The organism is Chryseobacterium sp. CFS15 (assembly GCF_031118795.1).
Lineage (GTDB): Bacteria > Bacteroidota > Bacteroidia > Flavobacteriales > Weeksellaceae > Chryseobacterium > Chryseobacterium indoltheticum.
In genome coordinates, this window is record NZ_JAVHYL010000011.1 from 1 (window position 1) to 13,444 (window position 13,444).

Consider the following 13,444-nt stretch of genomic DNA (forward strand, 5'->3'; position numbering starts at 1 on the left):
GATATCTGCTTTTTTCAATTCGAGCAGTATGTTTTCAAGAAATTTCAAAGGGATTTTTTTGTGTTCTGCAATTTCTGAAATAAGAATAGGCCCTTCATTTCTCTTTTCTACGAGATATGAAAGTGCCTTAAAAGCATATTGAGATTTTTTTGACAGCATTACAGCAAAAATAGGAAAAAAAATATTGAAGAGCCAAGGCAAAAGCTAAAAGTAAAAAGGGTGACTCCAAAAACTTTTTTTTCATTTGTTTCTTTCTACTTTTTACTTGGCTCTTTTCACTTTTTACCTAAATTTGTTTCATGTTCAGTAAAGAAGAAGCGCAGCAATTAAAAAAAGAGTTTTGGACGGCTTTCGGAAAATCGTTTCCGAGAAAATGGCTTTTGTATAATACCAAGATCAAGGATTTTTCATTTAAATTTTATGCCGACAAGAAAAAAGCAGAAGTTTCTTTGGATATCGAAATGAAAGATGAAGTTTTCAGAGATGCTTATTACAATAAAATATGGTCGCTTGAAGATATCCTAAAAGATTTTATTGGTGATTTTCATAAAGAAGAATTTTACACTTTAGAAAATGGAAAAGTCATCAGCAGAATCTGGGTTGAAAAAGAAGGGATTTCTGTGTTCAATAAAAATACATGGCGGGAAGCTTTCGAGTTTTTTGTCGAAAAAATGGATGGCTTTGAGAGGTTTTATTATGAATATGAGGATTTTATAAAAGATGTTTAAAATTTAAATCGATACGAATAATTTATATAAATTAAACAAAACACACTTATGAAAAAGTTTTTCCTGCTACTTATTCTATTAGCATTTACTTTCACTTCTGCACAAAATGTTTTTAAATCACAGAAACAAATTTATTTGGCAGAATATTATGCTCATCAGAAAGAAGATCAAAAAGCTTTAGATCATTATTTGGAAGCCATTAAGCTCAACCCAAAAAATCCAAATAGCGATGTCTATTTAGAAGCTGCAGCAATTGCTTTTAAACTTAAAAAAAGTAAAACCGCCAAGGAATTACTTATCCAAAGTATTACCAAACAATTAGCTCCATTAGATTTTTTAAGGAATTTTAAAAACCTTCAACCCTATAAAAAGTCTAAAGAAATGAAGGAAGTTTTAGCTCAATATGATGATTTGGAAAACCAGTATTATCGTGAACTTAAAAATCCTGCAGCATATATGAAAATTCAAAGCTTAATTGCCACAGATCAGCTTATAAGGAAAGAGGATAATGTTTTTGGTAAGTTAGCTACAAAAATAGATTCAACGAACATTACCAATCTCATCGAGCTTACTAAAAAATATGGCTGGGAATCTCGTGCATGGGTTTTATTGTGGCACCACCGAGGTTCTTATAAAGAGAATGATTTTGTATGGAACTTTTTCACACCCTATCTCCGGAAAGAAATTGAAAAAGATAATGTCAATAAAGATTTTTTTGTTGACTTTGATGAATATGAAAACTCTACAAAGAATCCTATTAACAAAACAAGTGAAGGATCTCTTTATACATTACAAACTTTAGGAAATCTCAACTTTAACAAAACAGCCTATTTTGATATAGAAAATCTTGATAAAAGAAGAAAATCCGTAGGCTTACCACCTTTATATTTTGAGCATTTTCTTTATGGAGCTGAACTTCCCGAAAAATACAACTATAATCCCGAAAATCTTCTCAACGATCTGGAAAATTTATAGTAATTAAGTTTTTATTAAAACATACCACAATTTAAACTTCCGTTTAAATATTTTCCGTATTTTAGTACTACCAAAAAAAGACAACATCTACTTGTTCATAAGGTTTTTCAGCCAAATACATTCTGATATTGACTTAAAGTAAATCACAAAATTCTTATAATACAATGGAAAACAACTCGTTTATTTTTACAGACGGAAAAGACCCAAAAATGATTGAAGCGTACAAGAAAGCGCAGGAAACTTTTAAATATTTCTGGAGAGAACTGTCTTGGGAATACCGAAGAATCGTCCCGGGACTAAACATTGCCTGTGTAAAAGCTTCTTTTTCAGAAATTGATTCCGATGGAGATAAAATCGTAGAACATATGTGGATGAATGACATCAGTTTTGATGGCGATACGGTGAGTGGCTATCTCATCAACGAACCCAATGATTTGACAACAATACAGCCCGGCGATTACTTTGAAATTCCTTTAAACGAAATCAGCGACTGGCTTTTTGCAATCACTCCGATGCAGAAAAAAGCAAAAGGTTTTTCAAAATTATTTTCTTCATCCGCAGAGCCTATTCCAAAAGCTTATGGTGGATTTACCATTCAAAAAATGCGCGCTGACATGTCGGAATCCGAAAGAAGAGATCATGATGAAGCATGGCAACTCGATTTTGGAGACTATAATGAGATTGAAGTGGTGAACGAACAAAGTGAAAAGCCTGAAAACCTCATCGAACATCCGATGAGCAGAAACATGAAAGAAGATTTTGTGAAATTTCTTGAGGAGTATCCTAACGAATTAACCAATATTGATGAAGAAGGATTTACACTTCTTCACCGTGAAACGATTGCAGGCAATCTAAGCTCGGTAGAAGTACTGCTTGAAGCCGGAGCTGATAAACATTTAAAGACAAACAAAGGAAAATCTGCTTTTGATTATGCTAAACAGCTTAATTGGGAACATTTAATTCCTGCATTTGAAAAGAACTAACTAGAAAAGCTACAAATGATACCCGAATTTCTTACTGAGTTTAAAACCAAACTTGAAAAATACAAACTTGAAACGATAAAAATTGTTGCCACTCCTCTTAAAAAAGAAGAATCTCTTGAGATTTTTGACAGCAAATTTTTAGGAACACCTTATTTACCAAAAGGTATGGAATATCCTAAAGACAAAGAAAATAAGCCGATGGTTCTCTGGGCACAAATCAATTTTGCTGATATTCCCGCTCTTGATGGTTATCCAAACCAAGGAATATTGCAGTTTTTTGTATCTTCAGAATGGTTTGATATGGATGATTATAAGGTTGTTTTTCATAGTGATATCACTGAAGAATTTCAAACTGATTTTTCTTTTTTAACTGAAGATCTTTATGAAGAATCTCCTATTTATTGTGAACACAAGCTTGATTTCAATAAAGAAATTGAATATGGAAGTTCTGAAGATCTTCGATTTAATATGAGGTTTAATGATAAAGATTACTGGGATTTTCAGGAAACTCTCACAAAAGATCAGACAGAAGAAATAAATAAAATTATTGATGGAACCGGTCACAAAATAGGAGGCTATGCCTATTTTACGCAAGCAGATGTCAGAGATTACAACAAAGATCTTAAGGAAGACTTGCTGTTATTACAGATTGATACCGATGAAGAAATTATGTTTGGAGATTCAGGGGTAGCCAATTTCTTTATTAATCCGGAAGATTTAAAAAACAGACGTTTTGAGAAAGCATGGTTTAATTGGGATTGTTGCTAATAAAATTTTTAAAAGAGGAACTTTAGAGTTTCTCTTTTTTTTGTTTTTTACCAAATGACAAATGCCGTGAAAATTTCTTTGCCTAAATTGCAAACATGAAAGAATTATTTGACTTTATCCTAAAATTTGGAAACCTTAATGAGCAGCAAGTCGATTTTATTTCTAATAAAGCCATTGAAATTCATCTTTCCAAGGAAGAATATTTTTCAGAAGCAGGAAAAATAGCTAAACAGGTTGGGTTTGTCGTTGATGGAATCCTTCGGGTTTGCTATTATAACAATAAAAGTGAAGAGATTACAAAATATTTCATAGAAGAAAACAATTTGGTTGTAGATCTTGAAAGTTTTGATAATCAAATCTGCTCAAGTTCGTATGTTCAGGCGGTTACAGACTGTAAAATGATTGTTTTTCAAAGAAAAGACTGGCTCGAACTTCTACAGACCATTGTTGGATTTGACGCTATTGTTCATAAAATTATTTCTAGAGCTTTGATACAGAAAGTTGAAAGGAGAAGCCCGCTTGTATCCGAAGATGCCACAACCCGTTATTTGAAATTTCTCGAAATTTACCCTACAGCCGTTAACAGAATTCCGCTTTCTTACATTGCTTCATATCTGGGAGTAACGCAATCTTCTCTAAGCAGAATCAGAAAAAACATTCGCTAAAAAGTGAATAGCTGGACACTGAAAGTTTTGTAGATATTCTAAACTTAAAAATTCGTTCTAAAAACCCGTCTCTTTTTGCCAAATGGCAAATGCTATCTTACTTAATTGACTGAATTTTGTATCATTAAAAATAAATAAATGCAAACAGTATTAATTACAGGAGCCAACAGAAGTATCGGACTGGAAACCGCAAAACAGCTTTCACAAAAAGGATTATTTGTCTATCTCGGAAGCCGGAGTCTTGCAAAAGGTGAAGAAGTGGTAGAAGAATTGGCTGAAAAAGGATTTCAAAACATCAAAGCCATCGAAATAGATGTTACCAATCCCGATTCTATTTCAAAAGCTAAAAATATCATTGAGAACGAACAGGGTAAATTGGATATTTTAATAAATAATGCCGGAATTTTAGGCGTTAATCCTCAGACTGCAGTCGAAACTTCTGTAAAAGATATCCAGGAGGTTTTTGACACCAATTTCTTTGGCGTAATCAGTGTGACACAAGCTTTTTTAGATTTACTTAAAAAATCAGACAGCCCAAGAATCAGCAATATCACTTCAGGATTAGGCTCGTTGACTTTACACAGCGATCCGAACTGGAAATATTATCACGTAAAAGCCGCTGCTTACGGACCATCAAAATCTGCTTTGAATGCCTACACAATTGTTTTAGCTTATGAGTTGAGAGAATTACCATTCAAAGTAAATGTGATTGATCCCGGTTATACGGCGACCGATTTTAATCATCACAGCGGGCCGGGTTCCGTAGAAAGTGCCGCATCTTTCATTATTAAACATACAGTGACTGATGAAAATGCGCCAACCGGACAATTTTACAGCAATGACATTGAAGATGAAACAGGAATTAGCCCCTGGTAACTTTTGTGGAATTCTAAAAACATTTAATAATAAGAGAGACTTCAAAGTTTCTCTTTTTTTGTTTAGGAAACTTAAATTTTCCTTATTAGGTGATATTTAAGCTTGATTTTTATATCTTTGAAAGCTTAGAAACCGGATGTAAATGGAATGAGCTTGGGAAACTAGCATAGAAATTTTATCTGGATTATGAGAATGAAGATTCCAGTGAAGTGAAATTAAAACTTGATTCCACAGTAGAAAATATTTTAATTCTAATAAGCTCAAAATAGAATAATCAACTTTACGGAATCCGTTGGTATGAAAAATATACTTTAGGAATATTATTCAGCTGAATACTTCTTCGCCTTATGCTAATGCAAGATTGAGATTGAGGAAACGGAAGAAAGAACAGAAATTTTAAACAATTCTCTCGCAGATTTTAAAGATATCTGTAAATTCAAAAATCAAATAAATTTCTAAAGCCTAAGTTAATTAAACGTCAGTTCGAGTGAGATTCTGAAAGAATTTTATATCGAGAACTTTTGAATTCTTAACTAAAATTCTCGATACATTTTTCCTTCTCTTCAATACGGAAAAACACTCGAATTGACGGCAGAATTTTATTAATCAAAACAAAAAGACATCTGCATTGCTACAGATGTCTTTATATTGATTGATGTTCTTACTTATTTTTGATCTGCTTTCACATCGATACCGATCTCGATATCTTTGCTGATCATCCATTCTGCAGGATCAGTTTCGTCAGTTCCGAATTTGATTCCCCAATCAGCACGGTTTACTGTAAACTGAGCTTTCAAAGTAGCAGATTTTTCTACGATATCTACTTTTGCAGGGAAAGTTACGTTCATTGTTTTTCCTAATAAAGTAAGGTTTCCGCTTACAGTTTTGTTTGCACCTTCCACAGCGTTTTGAGCACCTGCAGCAAGATCTTCAACTTTAGTGATTTTGAAATCAGCAGTTGGGAACTTTTCTACGTTAAAAAAGTCAGCACTTTTAAGGTGACCTTCAAGATCTGTATATTTTTTGTCTTTCTCCGTTACAGAAGCAGGATCTACTTTGATCGACTTCATATCGATTAAAAACTCACCAGATGTCAATTGGTTATCAGCAACAGATAATTCTCCTGTGCTTACAGAAAGAGTTCCCCAACGTGGTGCAAAACCTCCTTTATGGAAAGCTTTCCAATTTACTTTAGAAGCTACTGTATCAACAGTAAGAACTTCTCCTTTCTTTTCAGCTACTGATTGTTCCTGACCTGCAGTTGCAGCTTCTTTTTTATCGCCACATGATGCAAGAAGTAACCCTAAACTTGCCAAAGCGATTACGCCAATTTTCTTCATTTTTTTAATGTATTTAATATTAATATTGTTTGTTATCCTAATAACCTCAAAACTTTTATTTTGTTTTCACTCTGCAAACCTCCGAAAAATTGCAGGCTTAATGATTAACATAGGATAAGAAAAGACTAAAAGTATAAAAAACTTTTGAAAATCGGAGTTTAAAATGATTAATTAGCTGTAAATCGTTCAGAAAGTCTCGATTCGTTGATTTGTTTTATATTTGAAAAATTTCATTACCACAATTTATTTTTAAAATTTAAAATGTTCAAATATCTGTGGAAATAAAATATAACATCAAAATTTTTACGATTTTATCAAATGTATTATTCGTTTTTGTCTTCTTATTGCCTAAAATAGTTCCAGAATCTTATCGATATGGGGAATTAAATGAAATCTGGGCACTTTCAGTAATGATAGTCTTTGCTTTTCACGGAATTGCAGGCCTTTTAACTATTTTAAATATTGCCTTTATAATTCCAAAGATTAATGAGAATAGAAAGAAACATTACATTTTGATTCTTTGCAATACTCCAATTATTCTGTTCTGGATTTGTATTTCAATAATCATTGTATTTTTTGTTTAACTGTATTAAAACTAAATTTATGAATTGGGACCCGATAACATTTGAAGAATTATCTTTAGAAATTTCAAAAGGAGAAAAAGAAATGAGTCCGGAAAACTTTCAATTTTGGAATGAAATAAAATTTACTCCTACAAAATGGACTGAACATGAATTTGGAAATGAAGGCGAAGGTTTTTGGGCAGTCGCAAAATATAAAAATTTTGTACTCTATTACAACGATATCGAAGAAGGATTTAATATCTCTGAATTTGAAAAAGATGGCGAAATAAAAGAATACAGAGCTGAGCAGGATGAATTACAATATGCTTTAATTAAACTTAAAAATTTGGTTGAATATTATGAAATATAGAAATGCAGAAATTAATTTTATTATCTGAAAACTTTATCTTTAAACTCTATTAAAAACTAAAAAAAATATGAAAACACTTCTGTTATTAATTTTATTTCCTATCCTTAGTTTTTCCCAAAACAAAAACGAGGCTGAAATAAAGGTTAATGAAGGTATTTTACTTCATGACAAAGGTAAATACAATGATGCACTTGATAAATATGAAGAAGCCCTTAATCTTGATAAAAATAATTTGTTTGCAATTTCAGAAAAAGCAATGACACTTGAAGCTTTAAAAAAGTACGATGAAGCCATCGATATGTGTAAACTTGCAATTAATATTTATCCCAAAGAAGATATAAAAACGATTTATATTACTTATGGAAACACTCTTGATCATTCTAAAAGAACAAAGGAAGCATTAAAAATTTATGATGAGGGAATAAAAAAGTATCCGAATTACTATCAATTATATTTTAATAAAGCAATTACTTTAGTTAACGATAAGCAAATTGAAAAATCTTTAGAATTATTTCAAAAATCAGCTACGCTTAATCCAAATCATCCTGGATCTTTGAATGGCTTAGCCGCGTTAAATCGTGACAAGAGGATTATATCTATTTTAGCTTCATTAAGGTATCTTGCTGTTGATAATAAAACTTCCCGTGCAAAAGGACACTTAGACTCTGTAATAGATTTGATGCAACAGGGAGTTACTCAAACTGATGATAAAAATATCACATTGGCTATTGACCCTATGGCAATGGAAGATGTAGGCAAAAAAAAGAAAGGTATCAATAATTTCTCTACAGCGGATATGGTTTTGTCAATGACTGCAGCTTTAGATTTTGACGAAAAAAACAAAAATAAAACACAATGTGAGAAAGCTATCGATAAATTTGAAAGTATTTTTGCCGTTCTAAAAGAAGGACAAGAAGATAACAAAGGCTTTTATTGGGAATTTTTAGCTCCTTATTTTATTGAATTGAAAGAGAAAAATTTAGTTGAGCCTTTTGCTTACATTGCCTTTCTTCCTTCCCAGGCTGAAGATGTAAAAAAATATCATCAAGACAACGCTAATGAGATCCAACGTTTTTATGACTGGAGTAAAAACTACACTTGGAAATAATAGTTCAAACTAATTGTATTTTTAATAAAAACAAAAGAGAAACCTCACAGTTTCTCTTTTTATATTTTATTCAAATTTCTTTTTTCTTACCAGAAGAATATCCTCCTAAAAGTGCGATAATGGCTAATGGAAAAAATAATATTGTTTTTAAGATCGTATTAAATAATAAGTAATCATAAATCCATAACATATACGATATATTATACTAATCCCTTAATCATACAAGAATTTAGAAACAATCCTTGTTTTCCTTTTGAACAAATTATATATGAAAATCAGGTTATATTAACCTGATTTTCTGAATTAAAAATAATGTTAAAAATTATAGTTCATTCTGTACAACCAACCCTTGAGAAGCGTTGATTTCTGCTTGCGGAATAAGCCATGTCCATCTTTTATCTCCGGCCGGCACCATACTAAGATTATTCGTCACAGCAGAGACATGATTTGCACCGGTTCTATCCAATGGTAAATTTAATCTTTTCAGATCTAAGAATCTAAAACCTTCTCCCCAAAGTTCTAATCTTCTGCTCGTAAGAATCTCATCGATATACGCTGATCCTGATTTAGTAGTACCCACATATAATGGGTTACGATTTTTAGTAAATTCATTAAAAACTATTTTCGATTCTGGTTCTCTGGCATCTTTTGCTAAGGCTTCAGCTTCAATAAGATACATTTCTGCAGCTCTCATAAACGGAATATCTCCTAAACTCGTATTATTATCCACAGTCCCTGTTGCATTTACAGATAGAAACTTCTGAGACGTATAAGGATATTTACTATATGAGTTTGATAATGTTAGAGAGGTATGTACTCCAGTAGGAGCTATTACCTGCGTTCTCACATCAGTAGTCGGAAACTGAGAATAAAGTAGATTATTTACTACTTTTGGTGCTTGTCTTATCTGAGTTGAATTGTAATTTCTTGACATATATGCCATAAAATTCCCAAAGAAATCAGAAGTTGTTTCAATAGGCTTATACCCCCAAATCCATTCTGAATTAGAGTAATCATTAAAGCCAGATTTGTATTGCGTATTAGTCATTAACCCGAAACCTTGTCTAGCCTCTTTAGCATATGTTGCTGCATTCGCATACTTCCCTTGAACCAAGGCAACTCTAGCCATAAGCCCTTTTACAACTTCGGCATTAAAATGAGACTTATTCGATCGCGCTTTTCCTGACAGCAATGAAAAGGACTTTTGAAGATCTGAATTGACAGATGTATATACTTCTTCTATAGAAGATCTCGGAATCGGATTAAAAGAATCATCAAGCCTCAAAGGAACTCCAGGCTGTGAATTACTTGTGCCAGCAACGTATCTTTTAGCATAAATCTGAGTAAGCATAAAATAACAATATGCTCTAAAAGCATATGCCTCTCCCATCACTTTATCTTTTAAAACCTGATCACCTGTAACATTGGGAGTTGCCTTTAAAATAATGTTTGCAATTCTGATTTGTCCATAGTAGAAATCATAAGGATAAAAAAGGCCGCTAGAAGTGGCATTAGTATTATCTAGCCATCTCAAAGTAGACACAAACCAATTATTACCGGTGGAAGGAAAAACCAAATCTTCCCCCATTACGTCCATATAGATCATCACTCCCGTAGCACCATTTTGACCTTGACTGCTGTTTTGTCTGTAATACATATTTCGATGCATCCCATTAAGCGCAATATTTAAGTTATCTAAACTTGATGTAATCAAAAGCTCACTGGCAGATTCCGTAGGATCTTTCTCCAAATAATCACTCTCACAAGAAGAAAAAATGCTTAATAAAGAAAGCCCTGAAATTAAAAGTATTTTATTATTGATGATTTTCATTTTTATTATATTTAAAAAGTTGTACTTAAACCAAAAGTTATAATTCTAGAAGGAGAATATCTGTTGCTCACTGTACCGTTAAAAGTAGAATAAGGTTCCAGACCTTTTCTTTTGCTTGATAACCAAAGGTTCTCTCCGCTAACGAATAGTTTTAAGCTGCTCACTCCGACACTTTTCACAATATCAGGATTGAAATTATAACCTAAGGCCGCATTTCTTAGCATTACATAGCTTGCGTCAACCAACCATCTTGAAGAACCAGCATTAGAAGCAGCAGCTGTGGCCGAATTCAACGCTGGTACATCGGTAATCTGTCCGGGTGTTGTCCAGCGGTTTAAAATATCTGTATGTAAAGCTCCACCTTGTGGATGAGCATCCATTAAGCTTGCATAATTTGTATCATAGATTTTCCCACCGAACTGGTAGTTAAATGACGCTGAAAGCTCCCAGTTTTTATAGTTGAATGTAGTAGAAAAATTACCAAAGAAATCCGGTATTGCAGAACCGTGATAATCATATTTTGCTTTGTTCTGATTAGTTGTTACCAATACACCATTTACCGTTCTCACATCTGTTGCCGAAGTATCTGTGTATAAGCTCTGATCTAGAACAAACAAAGGCGAGCCATCTGCAGGATCTACTCCGTACCAAGTTCTAAGCCAAAACGCATAAAGATCTTTACCCTCCGAAACTTTTTTAGTACCAGTAATAAGTTCATTCTGAGAAAGACGGGTAATTTCGTTCTTATAAGAAGTTCCATAGGCGGTAAGTGTCCATTTTATATCTTTATTTTTTATGACATCCGCACTTAAAGTTAATTCATATCCCTTATTTATTAAATCTCCAACATTTCTGTCAATATTATTACCCGGAATACCCGCGTTTATAGGAGTCTGAAATGGAAAAAGTAAGGCGTCTGTTCTCGAATTATAATATTCTACAGTACCACGAATTCTTCTGTTAAACAATTCAAATTCAAGTGCTACATCAGACTGGACTTTAGTTTCCCAAGTAATTGCCGGATCCCCCACTTTTGTAAGCAATACTCCTGGTTCAGTACTATTATTATATCCTAAAGAAAAAAAGGTCTGGTAAGCATAATTAGTATCCAAATCATCATTACCTATTTCACCATAAGATCCTCTCAATTTTAAAAAATTTACAAATTTATTATCTTTTAAGAAATTTTCTTTTGATATTACCCACCCTGCACCTGCAGACCAAAAAGATTGCCATCTTACATCCGTAGCAAAACGTGAAGAAGCATCCCAACGTATTGATCCTTCTAAAAGATATTTTTCATCAAAATCATAGTTTAACCTTGAAAACCAGCTTTCTTTCGTCCTTTCTCTCAGATAAGAATTTATGGTAGTATTTTCTACAAAGTTTCCAAATTCATAAAAGTCGTTCAAAACTTGATCTCTTTTAGAACCATAAAGGTAATCCCTTTTATAATCAAAATTCTCGTGTCCTGCTAAAACTGTTATTCCGTGGTTGCCAAAATCTTTATTATATGTTAATAATTGATTCCAAGTAAAATCTCTTGTCAATAACATCGTTCTTGTTGCTGAGCCTCTCCCCAAGGCGTCCCCAATTAATTTGTTTCCGTAAGTTTTATTTAATGTTCCCCGAAAATTATAAGCGGCATTGGTTCTGAATCTTAATTCAGGCAACAGTTTGAATTCTGCATAAACATTAGACTGCATATTATATGCATTTGTTCTATTTTCGTTTAAGATAGTTTCCCAAACAACATTTCTTCCAACAGCCGCATCGGCTCCTCTCGAAGCACCATTATCATAAAGCACATTTCCATCTACATCATATAATCTTTCACCGGTAATTGGATCATGCTGATAGGGACTATAAATTGGTCCTATACCTCTGGTCCAAGCATACGGGTTTATATAAGATGAATTATTATCAGCACCATCTACCGCATTTCCAGAACTTGTGATACTACCATTCAGGCTGGTTCCTATTTTCAACCAATTTCTTACCTGTGAATCTGCATTAATTCTTAAATTAAGACGTTCAAAATCTGATTTTATAATATATCCATTTTCTTTAGTATAACCCAATGAGCTAAAGACTGTACTTTTATCATTACCCCCTGAAAAACTAATACTATGATCTTGTCTTAATCCCACATTAACGATAGCATCTGCCCAATCAAAATCATTATAAAGAAGTTGCGCACCAGGATTCAGTATACCGTCTACTACTAACTGATTGTTTGGAACATTATACACATTCGCTTTTAGATTCCCTGAAATCAGATTATTTGTAGCCCAAAGGTTGGAGGCTGCTAAAGTTTCACCCGAATTGGTAATCCGTCTTCCGTTACGCATTGCTTCCCAAGCAAGTACGTAATAATCTGCAGGCCCTACTCTCTCATATTCTTTTACAAATCTACTGACAATACCGGTACTTGAATTAAGAGTAAATCTTGAAGAATTTTTCTTTCCTCTTTTGGTGGTTACCATGATAACACCATTTGCCGCGCTCGATCCGTAGAGAGCAGTTGAGGCTGCATCTTTTAATACGTTCAGACTCTCAATATCATTTGGATTAAGAGAATTCAGCTCTCCGGGAAAAGGAACTCCGTCCACAATAATTAGAGGTTCGTTGGATACTAAATACGAACCCGTTCCTCTAATTCTGATTGATGCTCCATCTCCCGGTTGACCGGTACCCGCGGCAATTTGAATACCAGCACCAGCACCGTCTAAGGCCTGTAATACATTAGAAATCGGACGATTTTCAAGTTGCTTGGAATCTATTTGGACATTAGATCCTGTTAAGGTAGATTTTTTTTGTACTCCGTAGGCTACAATAACCACTTCATCAATATTACTTGTCTTAGTGGAATCTACTTGTGCCATGATGGCACCACCAGTAAAGAAAATTACCCCGGTGGATAATAATTTTAATTTCACATTCATGTTTTTAAAAATTTGTTATTACAAATATGTTAATTTATTTTAACAAAAAAAAGAAAAAGTTAATAAAATATTAAATTAGTTAATTTAACATAATTAACTAAAAATAAAAAGCTTATCAACAATAAGATTTAATAAGTTTAAAAATTAAATCCCTAAAAACATTTATATTGCAATATTCCTTCAGCAATAAAAATTGCTATATTAATAGAAAATGAGAAGCTTCACAGTTTTTTTTGTAATTCTTTCTGAACCTTTTTCCCAGCATGAGAATAAACATTTAAAGTCGTTTTTT

The 13,444-nt window shown here is 32.9% G+C and carries 12 protein-coding genes; 8 read left to right on the forward strand and 4 right to left on the reverse strand.

All coding sequences use genetic code 11. The features are described 5' to 3' along the window. Positions 1-159 (reverse strand): Rrf2 family transcriptional regulator (locus OH814_RS16160; RefSeq protein WP_308828957.1); only part of this gene is annotated, 159 nt, incomplete at its 3' end. A 140-nt stretch (positions 160-299) separates the two neighbouring features. Between OH814_RS16160 and OH814_RS16165 the strand changes: the two genes are divergently transcribed. The 6 genes from OH814_RS16165 (at position 300) to OH814_RS16190 (ending at position 4,995) form a co-directional block, all read left to right on the forward strand. Further along, positions 300-728, forward strand: a complete 429-nt coding sequence (locus tag OH814_RS16165; protein WP_115619640.1) for a DUF4268 domain-containing protein — start codon at positions 300-302, stop codon at positions 726-728. A 48-nt stretch (positions 729-776) separates the two neighbouring features. Beyond that, positions 777-1,703 (forward strand): lipopolysaccharide assembly protein LapB, encoded by a 927-nt coding sequence (locus OH814_RS16170; protein ID WP_115619641.1) that lies wholly within the window; start codon positions 777-779, stop codon positions 1,701-1,703. A gap of 164 nt (positions 1,704-1,867) precedes the next feature. Next, on the forward strand, positions 1,868-2,686 hold the full coding sequence (locus OH814_RS16175; RefSeq protein ID WP_308828871.1) for a DUF2314 domain-containing protein: 819 nt from the start codon (positions 1,868-1,870) through the stop codon (positions 2,684-2,686). A 15-nt stretch (positions 2,687-2,701) separates the two neighbouring features. Continuing rightward, complete coding sequence (locus tag OH814_RS16180; protein ID WP_308828872.1) at positions 2,702-3,454, forward strand: YwqG family protein; 753 nt, start codon at positions 2,702-2,704, stop codon at positions 3,452-3,454. Between the two features lie 95 nt (positions 3,455-3,549). After that, the gene (locus OH814_RS16185) at positions 3,550-4,119 is read left to right on the forward strand and encodes a Crp/Fnr family transcriptional regulator (protein ID WP_123885549.1); all 570 of its coding nucleotides are present in this window, start codon (positions 3,550-3,552) and stop codon (positions 4,117-4,119) included. 138 nt (positions 4,120-4,257) lie between these two features. Continuing rightward, the gene (locus OH814_RS16190; RefSeq protein WP_308828873.1) at positions 4,258-4,995 is read left to right on the forward strand and encodes an SDR family NAD(P)-dependent oxidoreductase; all 738 of its coding nucleotides are present in this window, start codon (positions 4,258-4,260) and stop codon (positions 4,993-4,995) included. A gap of 665 nt (positions 4,996-5,660) precedes the next feature. Here OH814_RS16190 and OH814_RS16195 read toward each other — a convergent pair. Beyond that, on the reverse strand, positions 5,661-6,335 hold the full coding sequence (locus OH814_RS16195) for a YceI family protein (RefSeq protein ID WP_076562205.1): 675 nt from the start codon (positions 6,333-6,335) through the stop codon (positions 5,661-5,663). A 603-nt stretch (positions 6,336-6,938) separates the two neighbouring features. On the opposite strand from OH814_RS16195, the gene OH814_RS16200 reads away from it, so the two are divergent. Continuing rightward, on the forward strand, positions 6,939-7,268 hold the full coding sequence (locus tag OH814_RS16200; protein WP_308828874.1) for a hypothetical protein: 330 nt from the start codon (positions 6,939-6,941) through the stop codon (positions 7,266-7,268). Between the two features lie 67 nt (positions 7,269-7,335). Beyond that, the gene (locus tag OH814_RS16205; RefSeq protein WP_308828875.1) at positions 7,336-8,376 is read left to right on the forward strand and encodes a tetratricopeptide repeat protein; all 1,041 of its coding nucleotides are present in this window, start codon (positions 7,336-7,338) and stop codon (positions 8,374-8,376) included. A 322-nt stretch (positions 8,377-8,698) separates the two neighbouring features. On the opposite strand, the gene OH814_RS16210 is transcribed toward OH814_RS16205, so the two are convergent. Beyond that, complete coding sequence (locus OH814_RS16210; protein ID WP_308828876.1) at positions 8,699-10,207, reverse strand: RagB/SusD family nutrient uptake outer membrane protein; 1,509 nt, start codon at positions 10,205-10,207, stop codon at positions 8,699-8,701. 11 nt (positions 10,208-10,218) lie between these two features. Continuing rightward, complete coding sequence (locus OH814_RS16215) at positions 10,219-13,152, reverse strand: SusC/RagA family TonB-linked outer membrane protein (protein ID WP_308828877.1); 2,934 nt, start codon at positions 13,150-13,152, stop codon at positions 10,219-10,221. Positions 13,153-13,444: the final 292 nt, after the last annotated feature.